Genomic DNA, 23,510 nt, shown 5'->3' with positions numbered 1-23,510 from the left:
GTCTTTATCGTATAACTTTGCTTTTTTGCATTCTAATCTATTAAATATGATATTGCAAAATAGTCAATAGATCTATTTTACTTTTACATTAAAAGCTGCTTTGAGTCGATTTTTTTCTAAATTACGGCCTATGACTATAACCTTGGATTCGGGCATCTTATTACAAAGGCTAACATTATATTGTTTGTTGACCACATCAAATTTAGTCCATTGTCCGCCTATAGATACATAACCTTTTACCCTGTAAACCGTTCCCAAAAAACCTTGCATAAGGGCAACAAGTAATTCCAATAATTCGTTTACACTATTTATTTTAATACCGGTGAATCCTACGTTTTCCAAGCCGTGCTTATTAACGGGTATAAGCGGCTGAGCTGCTTTATTTTTATTGTATAAGTTTTCAAAGAATTTTTTCCACCACTCCGGTTTTTGAGCATTATAAGGTTCAGAAGTAATTTGAGCTTTAGGGTTTAATTCTTTTAAAATTGTAATAATACGATTGAGCTCGTTTCCTGAAGTGTTTTCCGTCTTCGAAAGAATGATATGCGGAGCGTTTTTAATTTGGTCTGTATATAAGTCTCCGAATTCTCTTAAATAATTGTCAACACAATGAACATCCACAATGGTTATAGGTTCCAAAAGCCGTATACGTTCATATTCTATTTTAGAAATATTATGTATTACTGCACTTAAAAGTCCGACTCCTGTGGGTTCAACTACCAAATAGTCGAGGTCTGTAGTATTTGCAATAGTTAAAATTGAAGAAGCAAAATCCGATTGCAGAGAGCAACAAATACAGCCCTCAGTTAATTCCCAAACTTTTAATCTATCTTGTTTTAAAATATTTCCGTCGATTCCCGTTATGCCGTACTCATTTTCCATTACGGCAAAATTTTTTTTTGATTTTTCCGCGAGTTTTTGAATAAAAGTTGTTTTACCTGCTCCTAGAAAACCTGATATAACTAAAATTTTCATATAATTTTATTCCCATTTTTTAAGCATCTCATTTATTTTGTGTTAAAAAAGGCTGCCCGCCTTTTGCTTGGCAGCCTTTTAATAAAAATTCAAGAATTGTTTTAGATAATAACTACAGGTTTTATAAGATCTGCCGGTTTATCTTTCATAAGGTAAAGAGCTTTTTCAACATTTTCAAAGCCTTGGAATTTATGTGTGATGAGCTTTGAAAGGTCGAGTTTACCAACCGATACAAGGCTGCTCAGTTTTTCCATGCGCAGCCTTCCTCCGGGCATCAAACCTCCGTTAATTTGCTTGTGTCCCATACCGACACCCCATTCAACACGGGGAATTTTAATGGATACACCGGAACCAAGATAATTTACATTTCCTATCTTGCCGCCGGGTTTAAGGGCTTTTACGGCTTCTGCAAACGTATCAACGGTACCTCCGGCAATTATTACTTTATCCACTCCTTTGCCGTGTGTGAGATCATTGATTTGTGTATCAATGGGTCCGTTTTTGTAGCTGATAATATCAGTTGCACCATAAAATTTTGCAGCTTCGATGCAAGCAGGGCGTGTGCCTACTGCATAGATGCGGGATGCTCCTCTCAAAGCGGCACCGGCAACAGACATAAGTCCTACTGGGCCTATGCCGATAATAAGTACGGAATCTCCGTATTGTATATCAGCCAATTCGGCTCCGTGAAAGCCTGTAGGTACCATATCTGAGAGCATCGGGGCATGCTCAATTTTAACTCCGTCAGGGATGATGGCAAGATTGCCGTCGGCATCATTTACATGAAAATACTCGCCGAATACGCCGTCTTTGAAATTTGAAAACTTCCAACCCGCAAGCATCCCTCCGGAGTGCATTGAATATCCGTTTTGTGCTTCCAACGAATTCCAATCGGGAGTAATGGCAGGAACAAGGACCTTGTCGCCGGGTTTAAAGTCTTTTACGAGGGATCCAACTTCAACAATCTCCCCGCAGCCCTCATGCCCTAAAATCATGTTATGCCGCTCACCTATAGCTCCCTCCCAAACGGTGTGTACGTCAGAAGTACACGGAGCAAGTGCAAGGGGCTTACAAATTGCATCAAGAGGGCCGCAGACAGGAGTTTCTTTTTCAATCCATCCGGTTTCCCCCATCTTAATCATTGCAAAACCTTTCATAGAGGCCTCCTATTAAAATATTTATAGATAATTTATTATCTATAAATAAAGATATAATAAAATTTTATTTTTGTCAATATATTTATATTTTTTTATCGATAATAAAGTAACCAAAATATAAAATTTTAAAACATTGCTTCTTATAAAATAATCTCGTTTTTTATTGCATCTTTAGAATATTTTTGTTTGTAGTATTTTTCAGATAATATACCCGGTAAAATTACCGTTTGATAATAGGTTGTTTTTCTACTAAAGAAGTCTTTTTTATCTGTGATTTTATTTTCTCGTATGTATAGCATAAAACTGAACATTGAGGTAATTATTATATGGTATGCTATATTTGCAGTAATATGCGGATTAAGCTGAGCCTTTTGCTGCATTTCTGAAAGTTCATCAAGTACCGAACGGTAAAGCTGCTTTGCATGCCCTCTAAAATAAAATTTATACAATACGTCTTCGGGTACCTTAAGCCAGGAAGAACTGAAGTCTATTTCTTCCTGTGTCAAAATTTCATTCAAATCAAGCGGTTCTGTCGGATAAAAAAAAGAAGCATTCCGCCTTTTTTCCTCTTCAAAAATTTTTTTTTCTATTTCAGAGAAGAAGAATAGGTACATTTCCGCTTTATCATCAAAATATTTATAAAAACTTCCTATTGATATATCCATTTCTTTTACCAAATTCCTTATCGAAATAGATTCATAATCTTTTTTTATAAACATATTATATATAATTTTGCGAAATTTATTTTTTCGTTCATCGGGTAATTTTAAAAAGGTGTATTTAGGCATTTTTTTGAATTTCTCCAATAATTTTATATTCGTTTCACCTAGCTAACATTGTATAATAATTTAGAAAAAAAAGCAATATTTTTAAAATTTTTTGTTGACAGGTATTTAAAACCGTGATATACTTTACTTAAAGTGAACGTGTTCACTATACATTATAGGAATTTGATTGTTTTAAGATTTTTTTATGAGCAGGGGGCTTAATGAAAAATTATATTTTAAAAAGAAGTTTTTCCGCTTTTATTACGATTATTGTTGTTTTTACAATTAATTTTATCATTATCAATATTGCTCCCGGCAATCCCATTAAGACTATGATGGGAAAAGAAACCGATAATATTGAACAAACTAAAGCTCTTGAAGAAAAATACGGCTTAAACAAGCCCCTATATGAGCAATATTTCAGATACTTAAAAAATATGTCAACAGGAGATTTAGGAATTTCAATTATATACAATAAACCCGTTTCAAAAATGATTTTAGATAAAATAGGGCCAACAATTCTTCTTGTATTTACCGCAGCTGTTATATCGCTTTTTCTTGGTACTGCTATGGGAATAGTAGCTGCCCGGAAAGAAGGCGGATTTATTGATGTAAGCTTATCGGGTATAAACTATGTTCTAAACGCTTTACCGTCTTTTTGGCTGGCATTAATGCTGATTATTTTATTTTCTACAAAATTAAAATGGCTGCCGACATTCGGAATGACCGATCCCAGAGCAGATTATTCCGGAATTAAATATGTAAAAGATGTGATTATCCACTTAATTTTACCTATAACAACTTTAGTCTTGATAGAGCTTCCGTTGTATTTCCGAATTGCGAAGTCTTCGGTTCTACAGGTAACAAATGAAGATTTTATTATGACATTAAGAGCTGCGGGTATGAATGAAAAAAAGATTTTTAGAAAATATATTTTTAAAAATGCAATTTTACCTACAATTACCGTTTTCGGCATATCGTTGGCATATTTAATTACAGGTGTAGCTCTTATTGAAATTGTTTTTGCATGGCCGGGAACGGGAAGGCTTGTATTAAATGCCATTAATCAAAGAGATTATCCCGTTTTAATGGGTATTTATCTCATTATGAGCATTGCAATTGCCGTTATGATGATGGTTGTAGATATTGTGTATGCAATAGTAGATCCCAGAATCAGGTACTAAGGGGATGAATTATGAAAATCGAAAAAATACGGGAACTTTGTAAAGCTGCTTATTCCGACAAGCAAATGAGGCTGGGACTTATCTGCCTTTTAATATTGCTGATAATAATATCGTTTGCTCCTCAAATTGCAAATTTTAATCCCTATGAATACGGGAATGATATTCTATCCGGCTTAGGAAAAAACGGACACATTTTAGGAACCAACCATATGGGGCAAGACGTTTTTAGTATGATTATTTACGGCACAGCGACATCATTAAAAGTTGCTATCATTTCAGCCTTAATATCGGGGATATTAGGTGTAATAATCGGAGGGATAGCAGGATTTTTTGGAGGCAAGGTAGATCAAATAATATCCGAATGTATAAATATTTTTATGATGCTCCCCACTTTCTTTTTGATTCTATTGATTATAGCTCTTTTTGGGAGCAGCATTTATAACGTCATGGTAGTTATCGGAATAACAACATGGCCGAGTAATGCAAAACTAATGCGGGCTCAAGCCCTTTCAATACGGGAACGCACATATGTTAAGTCGGCAAAAGCTCTCGGAGAAAACAACAGACAAATTCTATTTAAATATATTATTCCTAACGGCATTTTTCCAGTGATTGCAAATACTACGGTAGGAATGTCCAATGCTATTTTAACGGAAGCGGGGCTTTCTTTTTTAGGATTGGGAGATCCGAATATTATCTCGTGGGGACAAATGATATATCAGGGAAAGCCGTATATCACAACCGCATGGTGGATATCGACATTTGCAGGGATAGGGATCGTAGTAACGGTAACTACATTTTATCTTTTAGGTGACGGATTAAATCACATCCTAAACCCGAAAAACATATCAAGCGGAGGCAGGTAAACATGGGAACCGTTTTAAATGTAGAAAAAATAAACATCACATATAGAAACAAACATAAAAGCGTGTATGCGGTAAAAGATATTTCGTTTATGCTGAATCAAGGAGACTCGCTGGGAATTGTAGGTGAATCCGGTTCCGGCAAGTCTACATTAGCTATGGGGCTTTTAAAGTTATTACCCGCCCGCAGTACAGCTATTACAGGACGCGTCGAATTCGATAAAAAAAATTTATTGGAATTAACCGACAGGCAATATAACGAACTGCGATGGAAAGAAATCTCTGTCGTGTTTCAAAAATCAATGAATGCATTAAGTCCTGTACATAGAATCAGCGTACAAATAGAAGATATTTACCGTGTTCATTATCCAGACGCTCCGTCCCAGAAAATTAAAGAGAGGGCCTTGTATTTATTTTCACTGGTTAATCTTTCCAGCCGTGTTTATAATTTATATCCTCATGAGCTAAGCGGCGGAATGCTGCAGCGCATATCGATTGCAATCAGTCTATTGTTTTCGCCTAAACTCTTAATTTTAGATGAAGCTACGACGGCTCTGGACACGGTTACACAGGGACAAATATTGGATGAAATAGTTAAGCTTGAAGCCGAAATGAATATGACTCGTATTATGATTACTCATGATATAAGTGTTGTTTCGCAATCATGTAATAAAGTAGGAATTATGTATGCAGGAGAATTAATGGAAATAGGAGCTACGGAAACCGTTTTAAAAAATCCTAAACATCCTTATACCAAAGCGCTTATAGAATCCTTTCCCTCCTTGTACGGAGAAAAAAAACCGCTTAAATCTATAGAAGGCTTTATTCCCGATTTATCGCAGCAATACAAAGGATGCATTTTTGCTCCGCGTTGTAAGAATGCAATGGATATATGCAAATCCCATAAACCTCAGAAAAGTGAATTTAAAGACGGGGATGTGTATTGTCATCTTTACAAGGAGGCGGCAAAATGAAAGAATTTATCAGTATTCAAAATATAAAAAAATTTTATCCGGTAAAAAAGGAAAATCATTATTTACAAAGAGCCGTTCATTTGTTAAAGCCCTTGATAATATCAACTTGGAATTAAAGCAAGGTGAAATTTTGGGTTTAATCGGCGAAAGCGGCTGCGGAAAATCTACATTAGGAAGAATATTAAGCCGGTTGGAAGAACCGACGGACGGTGATGTATATATAGACGGACTTTCAACAAAACAGATAATGAAAAGCGACTCTAAAGGTTTTAGAAGATTAGTGCAAATTATATTTCAAAACCCGTATGATTCCTTTACACCGAAAAATACCATAGAAGAAATATTATTGCGTCCGTTAAAAATACACAATATTGCAGAAAATGATGCTGAAAGAAAAAAGATTCTCATAACGGAATTGGAAAACGGAGGCTTACATCCTGCTGCCGATTTTTTAAAACGGTATCCACATCAATTATCGGGCGGCCAATTACAAAGAATTTCGATTATACGCGCAATGCTATTAAAACCGCAATTTATAATTGCCGATGAACCCGTTTCAATGCTGGATGTATCGGTTAGGGCAGATATTATAAATATGCTTCTTAATTTAAAAAAGCAATATCATGCAACTATTGTCTTTATCAGCCATGATATAAGTTTAACTCGGTATATTTCGGATAAAATTGCTGTTATGTACTTAGGGCGAATTGTAGAATATGGAGATGCTGATGATATAATCAAAAATCCCAAACATCCGTATACAAAAGTTTTAATATCAAACTGCGGTTCATCCGACCCTACGGAAAAAACCGAAAAAATTTTTATACAAGGAGAGCCGCCAACTCCGATTGACCCGAAAGATATGTGTTATTTTGCACCGAGGTGTTTTATGGCGACGGATGAATGTTTCGGTTCTTATCCGGATACTAAAAAATTGTATGAAGGGCACATTGCTGCTTGTCATAAATTATAAACAATAGGAGAGAAGAAAATGAAAAAAAGAATTGCAATGCTGCTTATGGCAGCGGTCTTGACGGTTACTGTATTGGTAATTTCATGCAGTAAGGATGAGGCAGAAATGGGAACCGGTGGAAAAACAACGGAAAAAACTACCCTCATTGTAGGAGCAGGCGGCGATCCGATGAGTTGGAATCCGGACAGCTTGCCCGATGACAATGGGTATCCGATTTTCCAAAATATATTCAATCGGTTGGTCAAATTGGACGCATCAAAAAATATTATACCCGATTTGGCCGAATCGTGGGATATTTCACCCGACGGAAAAGAGATAACGTTTTATCTTCACACGGCTGAATGGCATGACGGAAAACCTGTAACGGCCGATGATGTAAAATACACATTTGATTATATTGCAAAGAAAAATACGTACTTGTTATATTCACGGCTTCAAATTATTGACGAAATAGTTGTAAAAGACAGTAAGACGGTTGTGTTTAAATTAAAAGTCCCTGATGTATCGCTTGTGGCAAATCTCGGTTGGTATGCGTCATTTGTTCTCCCGAAGCATATTTTTGATAACGGACAGGAATGGGAAGATAATATTGCAGCCAAAGAAAAGCCGATAGGTTCGGGGCCCTTTAAACTCTTAAAATTTAAACAAGGGGAATCGGTTACACTTGAAGCAAATAAAAACTATTTTATGGGAGCCCCGAAAATAGACAATGTAATTTTTACAATAATTCCCGATAGTGCTACAGCAGTACAAGCACTCGTAAACGGAGAAATAGATGTATTGGAAAATGTACCGGCAGCAAATAATAGAGAACTTTTAGCAAATCCTCAGCTTAGACTGGTATTCAATGAATATCCGTCGCCGATGAGAATTATCTTTAATATGCGGAATGAAAAAGTTAAGGATGTAAATTTAAGAAGGGCGATTGCAAGTGCAATAAATAAAAAAGAAATTTCCGATAAAATTTTCGACGGAGTACAAAAGCCTGAATATGCTATGTATCCTCAATTTATAAAATGGGTAAGCAATACGGAAAATGTATCTCCTCAATTTAACATTGATGCCGCAAGAAAAATTTTACAGGATGCCGGATACAAGGCCGATAAAGACGGATTTTTTGTACGCGGTTTGCAAATAGAAGTTTTTGAGGGTGGAGGATATCCCGATGCTGCAAAATTAATGCAGGCAACACTTGCAAAAGCCGGTATTGAATTAAAGGTAAACGTATCTGAATATAATGCATGGTCGGATAAAGTAGGGGCAAATAGAGATTTTATACTAGAACTACAAGGCGGCTTTATGGGGCCTGATCCGGCAGCTCTTTATTCCAGATATGGTACTGATGAATCAAACAATTGGAGCGGGTATTCCAATATAAAGTTTGATGAGCTATGTAAAAAAGGCTTGACTGTAGGTGATAAAGAAGAACGAGCTGCAATTTATAAAGAAGCCCAAAAAATTTTAGCCGAAGATTTACCTTTTATTCCCATAGTAGGGTTTGCATCCTACGATGCAAATTCAGTGAATTTTAAAAATTTACCTATAGACGGAACAGGAAAATGGGGTTGGCAAGAATATACATTTACTGAAAAAGTGAAATAATAGGGAAGGGTAATAAAGTGAATAAAATATTTGAAGATGTTATTAACCGGGTTCCCGATTATAAAGAGTTTATGACCGTCGATGAAATGAATTCGGCAAGTAAGGCCCTTGCAAAAAAATATCCCGATATAGTTGAGGAATTTGAATTCGGGACGACCAGAGACGGTGATAAGATCATAGGTTTAAAAATAGGAAAAGGAAAGCAAAATGCTCTTGTTTTCGGACTTCCTCATCCGAATGAACCCATCGGCACTATGATGTTGGATTATTTTACAAAAGAATTGGCTGAAAATAAAAAATTGCGCGATGAACTGGATTACACGTGGTATATTGTAAAAGCTTGGGATTCCGACGGAACCAGACTGAACGAGGGCTGGTTTAAGGGTCCGTTTACACTTTATAACTACGCAAGAAATTTTTTTAGGCCTGCCGGACATCAGCAAGTGGATTGGACATTCCCGATAGAGTACAAGGAATTAAAATTTACCGATTCTATTCCTGAAACTGTTGCAATGATGCATCTAATCGATAAAATTAAACCACGATTCATTTATTCGCTTCATAATGCAGGATTTGGAGGGGTATACTGGTATTTATCACGTGACATTCCGAAAGTATATGCAGACTTAAAAGAAGCGGCAAAAAAACAAAATGTACCGCTAAATTTGGGAGAACCTGAAGCCCCCTACTGCCAAACCTTTGCTCCAGCAATTTATAAAGAACTCGGCATTCGTGATAATTACGACTACTTGGAAAAATACGGTGTAAAAGATATTCCAAAAGCAATCGGGGTCGGAACATGCAGCGCAGACTATGCCGGGGAAAAGTATAAGTCTTTTACAATGCTGACTGAACTTCCGTATTTTTATAGCGAAAAGATTATTGACCTATCGGACAGCGGAGAAAACCGAGGTGAGATAGTGAGAAAATCTTTAGAAGAAAACAGGGAAAGCGAAGCGTTCATTTTAGATTCTTTAAAAAAGACAAGAAAGTATATGGCAAAAAATAATCCGTTTTTACTTGCCTTGGATGCTTTTACAGGAAGACAGGATGATTATGATGCTGCCGTTAAGATGACTTACGAAGATGAGAATTACAGTAAAAAGAATGCTACGGTTGCAGAAAAATTTGATAATGAATGGATTAAAAAATTTTACAAAATGCTGTCCTTCGGTCTTTTAACAAGAGCCAATGAAACTGAACTTTTTAAAATGAAAAAGAACAGAGAGGAAGATAAAGAAAAAGAAAAAGCTTTATCCAATGAATTTAGCGCGGCGGAAAAGAAACTCCATGTATTAAGCGACGAATTGGAAGCCAATATTAAATACAGTGTTGTTCCCATCAAAAAGCTTGTATCCATACAATTGGAATGCGGCTTGCTCGTTGCTGAATATTTAAAAAACGTATAGGTAAAAATATTTGAGAGGACTGTCCAAAAGCTGCTTTGTTATTGCTTTTAGGCAGCCCTTTCATCGTCAGATAGTTTTTTCTTCACTCTCTTTTTTTATTTTAAAACATTCCATACAGTTTAAAAAGTCTTTGATGTGGCTTGCGTAATTTATTTTTTTGTTCCATACAAGATAGATGTCGCGGTATTGATGCGGAATGTCATCGAGCTCAAAAGCTATAAGTTCTTTATGCTTTACCATGTCTGCAACGGCTATCTTCGATATAAAAGATGTTCCTAGGCCTTCTGCCGTTAATTGTTTTAGTACTTCCGTGTCGTTTATCGAAGCACTTATATTTATAGAATTTAAATCTATCTTTTGTGATTTTAAAATCAGCTCCATATTTTGTTTAACGGCGGAACCTGTTTCTCTCATAATAAAGGGTTCTTGGGCAATACGTTTAAAGCTGGGATTGGATTTTTTTAGCTTTTGGTAATAGGAATTATTTGCACTGATAAACACAAATTCATCTTTATAAATGGGAAGAAACTCACAGTTTTCATCTTCGACCTGCATACCCACAATGCCGATATCGACGGTATTTGCAGAAACTTTTTTGATTGTTTCAAGGCTGTTTTTTTCTTCAATCTTTATATAAATATCCGGATGCTTTTTTTTAAATTCTTTTATTATTGAAGGCAGAAGATAGCCCGCAGGAATGGTTGAAGCTCCTATAGTTATAACCTTCCTTTCAGGATATATAAATTTTTCTATCAGCTTATCCCTATCGGCTAAAATTTTTTTTGCTTCATCATACAGTTTTTGCCCAGCCGCAGTTAGTTTTAATTCCCGCGTCGAACGCAAAAAAAGAGGAGTGTCAAGTTCCTCCTCCAACTGTTTTAAGGTAAGACTTACAGTAGGTTGAGATATGTTTAACTCGCTTGCCGTAGTCGAGAAACTTAAATTTTCTACAAGTTTGATAAATATTTCAAGCTGTTTAAATTCCATAAAAAGCTCCTTCAATTTTAATCTTTCGAATTTATTTTACGTTCATTACAAAGACTCCGCTCCATCGCGGTTTCGGCGGAGAAACTTGATAATGGGCAACTCTTCTTAAAAAGACCTTGGAGGGCGCATCGTTATATTTTTCTGAACATTCTGAAAAATACTTTTCAGCCTGCTTCCATTTTCTTTTTCGATAATAGGACAGTCCCGCTTCAAATAATTGTTTTATATCGTAAAGTTTTTCTGTTGTAAGTTTTTCGGTCGGCTGAAGGATTTCATAAATACGGACGGCCTCTGTTTTTCCCTTGACGGCGATAAAATCAAGCTCCCTGCAAATAAAATCATCGCTTAAATTTTGATACACCGCTTCGGAAATAATCGACTTTGAACCGTATTCTTTGTTGGCTCCTTCAAGGCGGGCTGCAAGGTTTACGGTATCCCCTATAGATGTAAAATCTTTTCTTGTTTTTGAACCTACAGGCCCGAATACTACAGGCCCCGAATTTATACCGATACCGATTGAAATTGCTGCTGTGCCCTCTTGTGCTGCTGCTTTTTGCTCCCGCCTCATAGCCTTACGAATTTCCATAGCGGCATTACATGCATTGATTTCTTTTTTAGGCCCTGAGAAAAAAGCCATAATTTCATCGCCGACATATTTATCCACATCTCCGCCGTTTTCAAAAATGATTTTTGTTTCGATGCTAAGATACCGGTTTAATATGGAAATAACCTCTCTAGGCTGCATATTTTCACACATGCTTGTAAAGCCTCTTATGTCGGTAAACAAAAAACATAAATCTCTGGAGGAGCTTTTATTCGAAATGTTTTTTTCTGCATTTTGGATAGTATGAAAAGACACATAAGGTAAAATTCCTCGGATAAGCGAGATGATATTTTTTAGCTCTATTGAAAGCGTTTTTATTTCGTCATGGGTTTTGATATTTTCTTCAAAAATGAGCCGATCTGCTTCGATTGCCCTATTACTCGAAATCATTCCGCTTAAAATATTCGCCGTTTTTCGTATATTTCCGCATAAAAATATGACCGGATTTGCAATAAAATCCGCTAAAAAAAGAACAATTAAGATAGAAGCATAGAAAAATACTGCCGAAATGGAAAACACAAAGACCTTTGCCTGAAAATAAGGCCGGTCTAAGATTTCTTTAAGGTATGTAACAACGGAAAAGCCTACAAGTCTCTGGCCATCCTTACGGGCAAAGGTTACAGGATAGATATAAAGGCAGGTTCCTTTTGCCTCATTGTAAATAGGGGTACTAACGGTGGACTCGTTTTTGCAATGTTTTATGTAAATGGCTGCATTCTCAGGACTTATACTTTTTTCTTCATCGGGTATAAACCTTACTTGACCGGCAGCTGTAGTATAAGAAAAAACATCAAATACCGGCAGCTCGGTCGATTCATCTATTTCTTCAAGAAAAACAGGCTGTTTATTGCTCGTAGTTATTATATCAACCCTTTGGAAAGGAAAAGGAGAAGAGGAGTTCGTTTTTTTTATTCCTTCAAGGAAGGCATTGATTTTAGCGTGAAGGCCGTCCGAAAAACTGTATATGGCCGCAACCTGCTCAGCCTGATTTTTACCTGTTGTATTTACATTTTGAGTCAGGAGCATATTATAGTTTCGTAAATCCGTGTAGATAAATGTCGAAAGAATTACCAATATGGTAAAAATAATAACTATTGTTATCTTGATTTTTATGTGAGATTTTTTTTGTCTGTTTTTGAAATTATTTATGGATTGTTTTAATACTTTGTTTAAAAACAAGGAGTCTTCCTGAATGGGCTCGGCTATGTTTTTTTGGGATTTTTCTTTTTGTTTTTTTAATTTATCATCTATCTTCTTTTTTAAAATTTTTTCCTGTTCTTCCTTTTCTTGCAGCAGTCTTTTATATTCCATATATGATTCGTTTTGCCGTTTTATGGAAATTATGCCGTGTGCAATCAAAAAAGCGTGAAAGATTATGGCAATAAAGAATGCAAAATATGTCAAAGGACTAAGCGAATAAAACCATCTGGGCGTGTTTGCAAATAGATTCATCCCCGAAATTGAGGCTGCAAGATAAAAACTTATAGGTATTAAAGCCGAAAAATAAACGACTTTTGACGGTATTTTCTTTTGAAAAATAGATATAAACACGATTGCAAATGCTATCGGCAATGAAAATAATAAAAAGCTGCTTACATAAAAGAAGTTTACTCCCTTATGTGTAAAGCCCGAAAACAATACCGTCAGCGGGTAAAGGTTTATCGCCCTTTGTGAGGTATTAAACAAATCCATTTTACTCATGCTAAATGGAAAAAGCATAAGCAAAGTAATAATTATAATAGACGCTATTTTTAACGTATTAGGATGAATATAGATTTTTTTTATCTGTTTGAGGCAGTCATTTAAATATTTTGTCATAGATAATAGTTTACATACTAAAAGTTTTTTGTCAATACAATGATTTAGAGGTGATTTAGGGGAGGCCGCCCTTTTTGGGAGAAAGGTGCTTCAACTTGAAACTTCGTTGGTTATACCCATATGCCCCCTCCTTTCGCCGAAATTCCATCTGCAAACTCTTCATACAATAATTATAAACGAGAAAAGACCGTACTCTTCAAAAATAGGCTAATCTATGCTATAATATAAATAGTTAGGAGGCTAATGTGAGTACTTCAAACAGGAAAATACAAAGACTCTGTGTTTGTCGACCGTCAAAGACTGTACATCCGTGTACAGTCTTTGACTTCGAGTTTTGAGCAAAGCTCAAAACATCGTAATGCCGGAACCCCCGCCATCCGTGGCGGTTATATAGTATGAGCACTTTTGCAAATAGGCGGAGCAGATGCAAGGAGTTAGGCAAAAAAGTACCGCAGGCGTATCGGGTATACGTCGAGGACACTTTTTTGCCGTGCGACACAGCAGATGCCCGCATATTTGCAAAAGAAAATTTCTTGTCGCTTTATAACGCCTTGCATGGTACAAATCTTCCGCTTTCATCTCCGGTCGAAAATATAAGACTTGAAAATGTTATGTACATGAACATAATAAACGACGTTTCCTGCCTTGTAGACGGTAAAATAATTGTGCTCGCAGAACACCAATCTACGATAAACGAAAATATGCCGTTACGCTTTTTAGAATACATTGCAAGGCTCTATGAAAAACTGCAAGCACCGACAGACAGATATTTAAGAAAGCTGTCAAAAATACCTACACCTGAATTTTATGTTTTTTATAATGGCAAGGAAGACTATCCTGAAACTACAGTTCTAAAACTTTCGGATGCATTTATAACAAAGTCCGAACACGCTCCGCTTGAATTGACGGTACAAGTGCTCAATATCAACACGGACAAAGCAAACAAAGTTTTAACAGCCTGCAAGCCGCTTGAAGAATACAGTCTCTTTGTGGAAGAGGTAAGAAAACAAACCCAACTTGACAGCGAAAACGGCTTTACCAATGCGGTAAAGATATGCATAGAAAAAGGAATCTTAAGAGAATATTTAATGAGAAAATCACGGGAGGTAATAAATATGTTAGTGGCAGAATATGATTATGATACCGATATAGCCGTACAACGAGCTGAAGAAAGACAAATAGCTTTTGCCGAAGGAATTGAGCAAGGCATTGAACAGGGGATTGAACAAGGAATTGAAAGAGGCATTGAACAAGGTTTTTTCAACGGCTCATACAAAAAAGCTCTTGAAACGGCAAAATTGATGAAAGATATGAATTATCCGATTAATGATATTTGTACAATATCGGGTCTTTCCGTTGAAGAGATACAAGCTCTATAATACCCGATTTTTTTGCAAAGAAGCGGAGTAGAGGAAAACAAGGGCGTTCTTCAGGATTTATTGGAATGTATACCGGATATTCCTGCTGAAAGCATCGTTGGCTTAAAGCTTCCGGACAAGCAGTTTCATAAGGAACTTTTAAGTGAAAAGCGCTTAATGTTATTATGATAATGGTAATACACTTTGGGTTCGTACCGAAAAGCCTTAGAGGATGCAGGCAATTTAAAACAGCTTGGTGTTTCAATTGATATTATCGCTAAAGCCGCCGGTCTTACCAAAGAAGAGATGGAAAGTATTTGAAGCCGCGGTTTTTGTTCTTAATAGGCCGTAAAATTTAAAAAAATCGGGAAGAATTTATAAAAAAAGCGGTTTTTATGTAACTTTTTTGTTTTTTGACTTGACAAATTATGTTTGACTATTGTATAATTGTCATAAACGAATAACAAGGAGGAATTTTTTATGAAAAAAATTCTGTCAATTTTGATGATTTTGGTACTCGTGGGCGGAGTTGCTTTTGCCCAGGTAGAGCCTGAAGTAAGAGGTAGTGCCACATTAAGTTGGGGTATTGACTTTGGCGCCGGTTCTGAAACCGATTATACCAAAGGCGGTGCTGACAATCATGCCGTTGCTACACATGGTTTTTATAACTCTAACAATTTTCAGATTAGGCTTCCTTTCTTCAAGCGACAATCTTTTGCAGGCGGAAGTGCTAACAAAGAGGCTGATGTTTACGCAGATGTTTCTTTCAAGGCTACTCCGGTAGCAACAGGCTGGACAGCCACTGGCGGTGCTGCATCTGTAAAAGCTGCCTTACATTTCTATGGTGCCTATATGACCGTTTATGGCCAACCTAGTTTTGAGGCTGATAAGGCATTAGGATGGAATCCTATAAACTGGGATCCTAATACTGATGACTTAAACGGATGGTTCAATCCTGCCTTTACCGGCTTTGGAACAAAAATCGGCTATAAAAATGCAGGTCTTATGAACTTGGATGTCGCTCTTAAACTTGCATCAAACGGAAGCTGGAAGCAAGACGGCTCAGATGGTACTAAACCTTGGGATGGAACTAGCGGTAATAAACGACGCGAAAAAGACAGTAAATATGCATTCGGTTTAGATTTTTCTATGCAGCCTGTTGAAAAGTACCTCGGTGTAGAAGCAACTGTAAATGCTACTCTCGGAAGACTTTCCAATAAAGCAACTTTAAATAACCCTGATGATTATGGTTACAACACTGGTATTACCCCTACTAACGTAGGCGGTGAAAAAGGGGAATCCGGTATGGTAAACTTCGGTGTTGCATTTACATCCGAACCCATCGAAAAGTTGACGGTTAAACTCGGTTTTGACGGAGTTACAGGTGTAACCTATACAGATGAAGGCAAAACTAAAGAGACTCTCGGTTGGGATGCAGGTTTAAGTGTAGGTTATAAATGGGTAGACGCCGCATTGTATTTTGCCGGAACAGGTACTAAATACCAAGGCTATAATATCGCCGGTGATGACCCCACAAAGTTTAAGAATCATGGTATTAATATGGCCGCACACTTGGCCTTTGTATCCGAAGCTGAAGGAGATACTAACTTAGTACCGGGCTTGGCTTTCCATGCTACAGTAAACGCTTATGACCTTTTAGCAAAACGAAGTACTCAGGATATGGACAAAAGTCTTAGACAAGCCCTTGCAGGACTTCTTAATGCAGGACCTACTGCAACGATACCCATTATTCCAGGTCTAACCACAGCCACAACCACCTATGCGGACCTTTTGGAATTAGCTTTAAGAAGTAAGTATGCTCAATTACCCATGGGCTTTAATTTAGGTGCTTCATATAAGTACAGTATGACTGATGTTATGTGGGTACAGCCTTATGCCGAGTTCTATGCAGAAACCAATCATTTTGCACAGCATGCCGATACTTATGCCTCTGATCCTGACAAAGTGATTGATAAGCTCTATTTAGGTATGGCTTATGAGATCGGTGTAAAATTCCAACCCATCGAAAAAGTTGAAGTTAAAGCTAGTTGGGAACATGGTAAGCTTAACGAGAATAAATATGAAGCCGGTTTTAATGGCGGTGACTACATGATTGGAACTCCTATTAATAACAAGAGCCACAATGGTACCTTTGTATTAAGTCTTAAACTTACTTACTAATCTATACCTAGTATAGTTTAAAACCCGCCGTAAGGCGGGTTTTTTGTGTTCTATTTTAAAAACTAAACGGTTCATATTTTGTTACTTTTAAACCCTTTAAACAAATGCCTATCTATGCTATAATATGCATGAGGAGCTTTAAAATGGACTTTGATTTATCACGAAAAATTCCCATAGGTATACAAAGTTTTGAAAAGATGAGGAATGATAGGTATTTGTATGTAGATAAAACCAAATATGTGTATAATCTTGTACGTACTTCTTCCCCATACTTTTTAAGCCGTCCCCGCAGGTTCGGCAAAAGCCTCTTTCTTTCGACACTCAAAGCCTACTTTTTAGGCCAAAAGGAGCTTTTTAAGGGTTTATATATTGAAAAAGCTGAAGAAAAAAGAGCCGAAATAGAAAAGACGGATGCTTGGGTAGAATATCCTGTCCTTTACATGGATTTTAATACAAAATATTATAAGGACCAAGAGGCTCTTTTTACAATTATCAATTTACACTTAAATGATTGGGAAAGGCTTTATAATCTTACAAAGACTTCAGGAGACATTGAAGATAGGTTTAAAACCGTAATTTTAGCCTTATACCAAAAGACCGGTAAGCAGGTAGTTATTCTTGTAGACGAATATGATAAGCCCCTGTTACAGACTATGGGAGTAAATGAAGCACTAAACGAAGAATACCGGAACACCCTCAAGGCCTTTTATTCGGTGATAAAAACTTGCGACCAATATATCCGCTTTGCCTTTTTAACCGGTGTAACAAAGTTCAGTAAGGTAAGCATCTTCAGCGATTTAAACAACTTAAAAGATATAAGTATGCTGAATGACTATGCCGAAGTCTGCGGTCTAACTCAAGACGAGATAGAAAATACTTTTAAGCCTGAAATAGAAAGGTTAGCAGGTAACACCAAGAATAGCTATGATAAAATGATTGAAGAGCTAAAAAAGAGGTATGACGGATATAAGTTCAGTGTTTTAGGGGAATCCGTCTATAATCCTTTTAGTATCTTAAGCACCCTCGACTCAGGAGAATTAAAAAACTATTGGTTTGCCACGGGCACACCGACTTTTTTAGTAAATTACTTAAAAGATGCTCATTATAATGTACCTAACTTAGACGGTAATGTAGAATTAAATGAAGCAGGTATAGAACTATATAGAGCAGATGCAAAAAATCCTTTGCCGATACTTTTTCAATCGGGATATTTAACGATAAAAGAATACATAGAAGAAGGTAATCTATATAGGTTAGGTTTTCCTAATGATGAGGTGAGGTATGGTTTTTTAGAAAATCTTTTGCCGGCCTATTGTTCACTTAGACCTGATGAGACAGGAGTTTCGATATGGGAGTTTGTAGAAGATGTAAGGGCGGGAAAGGTAGATGAGTTTATGGAAAGGATGCAGGCGATAATAGCGGGGGTACCTTATGATAACTTACCTAAGGATAAACTTAAACTTAGGGAGCAAAACTATCAGACTGCCGTTTACTTAATCTTTAAGTTAATGGGACAATTTGTGCAGACTGAAATATACTGTTTAAAGGGAAGGGCTGACTGTATAGTGCAAACAAAAGATTCAATATATATCTTTGAATTTAAGCTTATGAGTGCAGGAAGTGCCGAAGACGCGATAGCTCAAATAAAAGAGAAGGGCTATGCAGATCAATTTAAGACTATGGGTAAAAAGATAATCCTTATAGGTTCGAGTTTTGATGAAGAGGAGCGGACTATCGGAGATTGGAAGACGGAAGAGCTTTAAACAATAAGGAGAAAAGATATGTATTTTTTTATAAATGATTATAGCGAGGGTTGTCATCCGAAAATTCTTCAAAAACTAATGGAAACAAATGAAGAGCAAACTGCCGGTTACGGCTGCGACAAATATTGTGAAGAAGCGGCAGGCCTCATTTTAAAAGAATTGGATGCACCTCAGAGTAAGGTTTATTTTTTTTCAGGCGGAACACAGACCAACTTAACTTTGATAGCTTCTACACTAAGGCCTCATCAAGGAGTAATAGCCGCAGATACGGGGCATATAAACGTACACGAATCGGGTGCAATAGAGGCTTGCGGACACAAGGTTCTTACCATTGAAACGCTAAATGGAAAAATAACGGCAGGGCAAGCTGAGGCTCTTATAAGGGCTCATTATGATGATCCCACGGCCGAACACATGGTTCAGCCCGGAATGATTTATATTTCCAATCCTACCGAGCTCGGCACCATTTATTCAAAAAAAGAATTACAGGATTTAAAGCTGACCGCTCAAAAATATTCCGTACCTCTCTATGTTGACGGTGCCCGCCTGGGAACAGCCCTCACCGCCGACAATAACGATTTAAGCCTTGCAGACATGGCAAGGTACACGGATGCCTTTTATATAGGCGGAACAAAAATGGGGGCTCTTTTCGGAGAGGCTCTTATCATCAACAATCCTGAAATGCAAAAAGACTTTAGATACATCCAAAAGCAAAAGGGAGGGCTCTTTGCGAAGGGCAGACTCTTAGGCCTTCAGTTTAAAACGCTTTTTACGGATAACCTTTATTTTGAAATAGGAAAAATGATGAACAAAACGGCTAAGATGATCCGTAAAGGTTTTTCCGATAGAGGTTTTTCTTTTTTGATAGAAAGTGAAACAAATCAAAGTTTTCCCATAATCGAAAACAGCCTTTTAGCTAAAATAGAAAAAAAATTTAAATGCGAATTTTGGACAAAGGTTTCGGAAAACCAAACGGCAGTGCGCTTTTGTACCTCGTGGGCGACAAAAGAGGAAGCCGTAAAAAAACTGTTTGAATTCTTGGACGAAATATCTTCACAAACTAATTAAAACAAAAAAAGCTCTTTACCAAAAAGGAAAGAGCTTTTTTATTCCGGTTAAAGCTATGTTTTGCCGAACCTATTCAATCTTTGAATAGATTGTTTTTAAAATTTCGGTCTTTAGCTTTTCGCCTTCTTCAAGCATCTTATTACATTCAGCTCTTGTCTTTTCGCAGAGGGGCGCATCATCGATACCGCCTAGATTTATCTTAACATTTAAGATAGCTCCTTCCAAGCCGGATCGGGCATTAAGGGCGGCAACGCCCGCATCCGAAGCGGCGTTTTTGTTTCCATGAAGGGCAACAATGGGTAAAAAGCGTAGTATCTCTAAACAGGTCTTAGCTGTTTCAAGCGGTACCTGCATGGCTACAACAGTAGCATCGGACATAGCCTTGCTGCGCTTTGCCTTTTGCTCATCGGTGTCCTTGGGCAGCTTTAAGGCTTCCATAAAAGCATTAAAGGCCTGAGTGTCTTCGTCAATGATTTCAACCAGCCGTTTTTGCGCCTTTTCTAATTTCGGAAGCTGAGCCTTAAATTCTTCTTGAGTTTTTTCGTCAAGAGAGGCGAAGGCTTTTTTCCCTGTCGTGAGGCGTATAACCATCTGCCCAAGCGCAGAGGCTAAAGAACCTGCCAATGCAGAAACGGAGCCTCCTCCGGGAGCAGGTGAATCACTGGCGGTTTCGTCAACAAAAGCATTTACCGTCATCTTTACTAATTCCATAAAATATCTCCTATTTTTCAAGTTGTTTTTGTTTGTTCAATTTAAACATCATAGTTAGTTATTGTAAACTATCCGGCTATTTTCGGCAACAAGCCTTCCCTTTTTCCAGACTTGTTCGGCGGAATTTAGGCCGAAGTGATAAACAAGGTAATCTATGTTGGGTGCATCAAAGATTACAAGGTCAGCTTGTTTTCCCTCTTCTATACTGCCTATCGTTTTTTCACGATCTATCGCATAAGCCGCATTGATGGTAACCCCCCGTAAAATTTGTGCAGGCAAAAGTTTCATCTTGTAACAGGCTGCCCACATAGACATTTGTAAGTTTTCAGTCGGGCTGCTTCCGGGATTATAATCGGTTGCAAGGGCAACCCTTACGCCTTCTTCAATCATCTTTTTTGCGGGAGCATAAATGGGTGACATCAAAAAGAAAGAAGTTGCAGGAAGAAGAACGGCAACCGTTCCCGATTTTGCAAGAGCCGTAATGCCCTCATCGGATATGGCCATCAAATGCTCGGCTGAATGCGCCTTCATCTTTGCTGCAAGTTCGGCTCCCTTTAAGGGAATAATCTCATCAGCATGAAGCTTTAATTTGAAACCCATGCCTGCTGCCGCCTTCATTATTCTTTCGGTTTCTTCTACCGAAAAAATTTTGTCTTCACAAAAGGCATCGGAGAATTCCGCTAAGCCGCGTCTTTTAACTTCGGGCATAACCTCTTCTGTCATAAACTTGATATAGCCCTCTTTGTTGTCCTTAAATTCGGGCGGGGTTGCATGGGCTCCCATATAGGTCGAAACAATATCGATAGGATGATTTTTATCCAGATAAGAATTTATCTCAAGACATTTAATTTCGGTTTCCATGTCGAGTCCGTAGCCGCTCTTTGATTCGGCTGTGGTTGTGCCGTGAATAAGCATACGGTCAAGGCTTTTCCATGCTTTTTGAGTCAACTCTTCTTTTGATGCTGCTCTGGTTGCCCTTACGGTGCTGAATATACCGCCCCCGCTTGCGTGAATTTCAAGATAAGTCTTTCCTGCAAGTTTCATTGCAAGTTCGTGTTCGCGGGAGCCGCCGTGCACTAAGTGGGTGTGAGCATCTACAAGTCCTGCCGTAATAGTTTTTCCCCGTACATCTATTATTTTGTCGGCTTGGTTTTTTAAACTTTCGGGAGCTTCTCCCTTACATACCTTTTGAATGAGACCGTCTTCTACAACTATATAACCGGCAAAAGCCTTATCAAAGTCTTCTCCTTTTTTTTCGGTAGAAGAAAAAATACTGTCGCTTATAAATAAAGTCATCTTGAGTCCTCCATTAAGATAAAATTAGTTTTGGTTTATAAAAGATCTTAAAATATCTTTTAGATTTAAATTTACTGCATTGTTTATAAATTTAAAAATATCGTCTTCCTGTATTTTATTTAAGGTATTAAAAAAAGTCAGCGGATTTTTTAATTCGTTTATATTATTTAAGCCTGCCGCTTCAAGGGCATAATCCGAAAGTCCGCTGTAATTTTCGAATTTCCAATCTTCCGTCATACTAAAAAGAGCTCTTCCTTTTTTATCAAAAAAAACGGAATAATTCTTTTTATCGTTAGGATTATATTTATTTTTTACATTACCGTTCCATTTTAGCGGGAAACAATCCGCATCAAAACCGGCTTCTTTTACCTTTTCGCGAATTGCTTTTTCTATACCGTCGGAAACAACTATAATTTGCAATTTATCTTTTAAACCGGTACTTTCAGATAGTTTTTTATAATAGCCGGCCGCTTTTTTATAGGCGGCAGATTTTAAGGCATCACTGTCATCCGCAAAAATCAGCCATGTTACCGTGTAGCCCCTTAAATCTTCATCTTTTATCTGCTTAATGATTTCGCTTTCTCGAGCCAAAGAATCCAAAAGTTCACATCCTGTAAAAGTAAACACAAGGACTGTCATAAAAAGGACGGTTTTAATTTTTTTCATTTTTACCTCCGCAATCGGTAGAGATTAAGATAGCATTAAGAAGGATATTTTTCAATAGGGCTTTTGAAAATAGGCGGGCAATTACGGCGTCGCTTCTAATGGAACCAGCGGCATCCATGCCGCTATTGAAAAATGCTCAACGTACAGCAAGTATGCCTCCGCTTCGCTTTTGCTAAACTCCTTGTACTTATCCCGCCTATTTTCAAAAGAGCTCTCAGTAATATAGCGGAGAGATTCGGGCTCAAACGCTTTCCACCTCTTCTTTGGTAAGACCGGTCATTGTACAAATTTCGGCAATGGGGTAATTATGCATGCGCATAAGCTTTGCCGTTTCAAGTTTTGTTCGGTAAGCTCCATCGGAAAACCCTTGTTCAATCCCCTGTTCAATGCCTCTTTCAATTCCTTGCTCGATGCCTTCGGCAAAAGCTATTTGTCTTTCTTCAGCTCGTTGTACGGCTATATCGGTATCATAATCATATTCTGCCACTAACATATTTATTACCTCCCGTGATTTTCGCTGTAAGTATTCTTTCAAGATGCCTTTTTCTATACATATCTTTACCGCATTGGTAAAGCCTTTTTCGCTGTCGAGTTGTGTTTGCTTTCTCACCTCTTCTACAAAGAGGCTGTACTCTTCAAGCGGTTTGCAGGCTGTTAAAACTTTGTTTGCTTTGTCCGTGTTGATATTGAGCACTTGTACCGTCAGTTCCAGCGGAGCGTGTTCGGGCTTTGTTATAAATGCATCCGAAAGTTTTAGAACCGTAGTTTCAGGATAGTCATCAATACCATTATAGAAAAAACGTAAAACTCAGGTGTAGGTATTTTTGACAGCTTTCTTAAATACTTGTCTGTCGGTGCTTGCAGTTTTTCATAGAGCCTTGCAATGTATTCTAAAAAGCGTAACGGCATATTTTCGTTTATCGTAGATTGGTGTTCAGCGAGCACAATGATTTTACCGTCTACAAGGCAGGAAACGTCGTTGATTATGTTCATGTACATAACGTTTTCAAGTCTTATATTTTCGACCGGAGATGAAAGCGGAAGATTTGTACCATGCAAGGCGTTATAAAGCGACAAGAAATTTTCTTTTGCAAATATGCGGGCATCTGCTGTGTCGCACGGCAAAAAAGTGTCTTCGACGTATACCCGATACG

Annotated in this window: 18 protein-coding genes and 1 pseudogene; 10 read left to right on the top strand and 9 right to left on the bottom strand. The window is 37.5% G+C overall.

All coding sequences use genetic code 11. From position 1 onward, the window contains the following. Nucleotides 1-72 precede the first annotated feature (72 nt). From JO40_RS03735 to JO40_RS03725, 3 genes are all read right to left on the bottom strand, one after another. A complete protein-coding gene (locus tag JO40_RS03735; RefSeq protein WP_044978088.1) occupies nucleotides 73-975 on the bottom strand; it encodes a CobW family GTP-binding protein in 903 nt (300 codons plus the stop codon). Between the two features lie 101 nt (nucleotides 976-1,076). Further along, nucleotides 1,077-2,132, bottom strand: coding sequence for an NAD(P)-dependent alcohol dehydrogenase (locus JO40_RS03730; protein ID WP_044978086.1), 1,056 nt, complete (start codon nucleotides 2,130-2,132; stop codon nucleotides 1,077-1,079). Nucleotides 2,133-2,272: 140 nt separating this feature from the next. Further along, nucleotides 2,273-2,920, bottom strand: a complete 648-nt coding sequence (locus tag JO40_RS03725) for a TetR/AcrR family transcriptional regulator (RefSeq protein ID WP_044978085.1) — start codon at nucleotides 2,918-2,920, stop codon at nucleotides 2,273-2,275. A gap of 200 nt (nucleotides 2,921-3,120) precedes the next feature. Between JO40_RS03725 and JO40_RS03720 the strand changes: the two genes are divergently transcribed. The 6 genes from JO40_RS03720 to JO40_RS03695 are packed head-to-tail and all read left to right on the top strand — an operon-like array spanning nucleotide 3,121 to nucleotide 9,904. Beyond that, nucleotides 3,121-4,083, top strand: coding sequence for an ABC transporter permease (locus JO40_RS03720; RefSeq protein WP_044978084.1), 963 nt, complete (start codon nucleotides 3,121-3,123; stop codon nucleotides 4,081-4,083). 11 nt (nucleotides 4,084-4,094) lie between these two features. After that, a complete protein-coding gene (locus JO40_RS03715) occupies nucleotides 4,095-4,949 on the top strand; it encodes an ABC transporter permease (protein WP_002676751.1) in 855 nt (284 codons plus the stop codon). 2 nt (nucleotides 4,950-4,951) lie between these two features. Then, a complete protein-coding gene (locus JO40_RS03710; protein WP_044978082.1) occupies nucleotides 4,952-5,920 on the top strand; it encodes an ABC transporter ATP-binding protein in 969 nt (322 codons plus the stop codon). Then, a complete protein-coding gene (locus tag JO40_RS03705) occupies nucleotides 5,865-6,893 on the top strand; it encodes an oligopeptide/dipeptide ABC transporter ATP-binding protein (protein WP_245608988.1) in 1,029 nt (342 codons plus the stop codon). The genes JO40_RS03710 and JO40_RS03705 overlap by 56 nt, the downstream gene beginning before the upstream one ends. A gap of 18 nt (nucleotides 6,894-6,911) precedes the next feature. Beyond that, the gene (locus tag JO40_RS03700) at nucleotides 6,912-8,495 is read left to right on the top strand and encodes an ABC transporter substrate-binding protein (protein WP_044978080.1); all 1,584 of its coding nucleotides are present in this window, start codon (nucleotides 6,912-6,914) and stop codon (nucleotides 8,493-8,495) included. A 17-nt stretch (nucleotides 8,496-8,512) separates the two neighbouring features. Further along, the gene (locus tag JO40_RS03695; protein ID WP_044978078.1) at nucleotides 8,513-9,904 is read left to right on the top strand and encodes a M14 family zinc carboxypeptidase; all 1,392 of its coding nucleotides are present in this window, start codon (nucleotides 8,513-8,515) and stop codon (nucleotides 9,902-9,904) included. Between the two features lie 66 nt (nucleotides 9,905-9,970). Here JO40_RS03695 and JO40_RS03690 read toward each other — a convergent pair whose 3' ends face one another. Continuing rightward, nucleotides 9,971-10,891, bottom strand: a complete 921-nt coding sequence (locus JO40_RS03690; RefSeq protein WP_044978076.1) for a selenium metabolism-associated LysR family transcriptional regulator — start codon at nucleotides 10,889-10,891, stop codon at nucleotides 9,971-9,973. 31 nt (nucleotides 10,892-10,922) lie between these two features. Continuing rightward, nucleotides 10,923-13,313, bottom strand: coding sequence for an adenylate/guanylate cyclase domain-containing protein (locus tag JO40_RS03685; protein ID WP_044978074.1), 2,391 nt, complete (start codon nucleotides 13,311-13,313; stop codon nucleotides 10,923-10,925). 395 nt (nucleotides 13,314-13,708) lie between these two features. On the opposite strand from JO40_RS03685, the gene JO40_RS03680 reads away from it, so the two are divergent. The 4 genes from JO40_RS03680 (at nucleotide 13,709) to JO40_RS03665 (ending at nucleotide 19,683) form a co-directional block, all read left to right on the top strand. After that, complete coding sequence (locus JO40_RS03680; protein ID WP_044978072.1) at nucleotides 13,709-14,692, top strand: Rpn family recombination-promoting nuclease/putative transposase; 984 nt, start codon at nucleotides 13,709-13,711, stop codon at nucleotides 14,690-14,692. Nucleotides 14,693-15,151: 459 nt separating this feature from the next. Then, nucleotides 15,152-16,852 (top strand): major outer sheath protein Msp, encoded by a 1,701-nt coding sequence (gene msp, locus JO40_RS03675; RefSeq protein ID WP_044978071.1) that lies wholly within the window; start codon nucleotides 15,152-15,154, stop codon nucleotides 16,850-16,852. A gap of 143 nt (nucleotides 16,853-16,995) precedes the next feature. Then, nucleotides 16,996-18,615 carry an ATP-binding protein gene (locus JO40_RS03670; RefSeq protein WP_044978069.1) on the top strand — a complete coding sequence of 540 codons (1,620 nt, stop codon included), beginning with the start codon at nucleotides 16,996-16,998 and terminating at the stop codon, nucleotides 18,613-18,615. An 18-nt stretch (nucleotides 18,616-18,633) separates the two neighbouring features. Continuing rightward, complete coding sequence (locus JO40_RS03665; protein ID WP_044978068.1) at nucleotides 18,634-19,683, top strand: threonine aldolase family protein; 1,050 nt, start codon at nucleotides 18,634-18,636, stop codon at nucleotides 19,681-19,683. Nucleotides 19,684-19,752: 69 nt separating this feature from the next. On the opposite strand, the gene JO40_RS03660 is transcribed toward JO40_RS03665, so the two are convergent. The 4 genes and pseudogenes from JO40_RS03660 to JO40_RS03645 all read right to left on the bottom strand — a co-directional run bounded on the left by JO40_RS03660 (nucleotide 19,753) and on the right by JO40_RS03645 (nucleotide 23,481). Continuing rightward, nucleotides 19,753-20,394 carry a cyclodeaminase/cyclohydrolase family protein gene (locus tag JO40_RS03660; protein ID WP_044978065.1) on the bottom strand — a complete coding sequence of 214 codons (642 nt, stop codon included), beginning with the start codon at nucleotides 20,392-20,394 and terminating at the stop codon, nucleotides 19,753-19,755. Nucleotides 20,395-20,448: 54 nt separating this feature from the next. After that, on the bottom strand, nucleotides 20,449-21,690 hold the full coding sequence (gene hutI / locus JO40_RS03655) for an imidazolonepropionase (RefSeq protein ID WP_044978063.1): 1,242 nt from the start codon (nucleotides 21,688-21,690) through the stop codon (nucleotides 20,449-20,451). Nucleotides 21,691-21,714: 24 nt separating this feature from the next. Continuing rightward, nucleotides 21,715-22,356, bottom strand: a complete 642-nt coding sequence (locus tag JO40_RS03650) for a hypothetical protein (RefSeq protein WP_044978062.1) — start codon at nucleotides 22,354-22,356, stop codon at nucleotides 21,715-21,717. Between the two features lie 241 nt (nucleotides 22,357-22,597). Next, nucleotides 22,598-23,481, bottom strand: a pseudogene (locus tag JO40_RS03645) (Rpn family recombination-promoting nuclease/putative transposase). Between the last annotated feature and the right edge of the window lie 29 nt (nucleotides 23,482-23,510).

This window comes from Treponema putidum (assembly GCF_000755145.1).
Lineage (GTDB): Bacteria > Spirochaetota > Spirochaetia > Treponematales > Treponemataceae > Treponema_B > Treponema_B putidum.
Note: the sequence above shows the minus strand (reverse complement) of the source record. Positions and strands in the feature narration are given on the sequence as shown.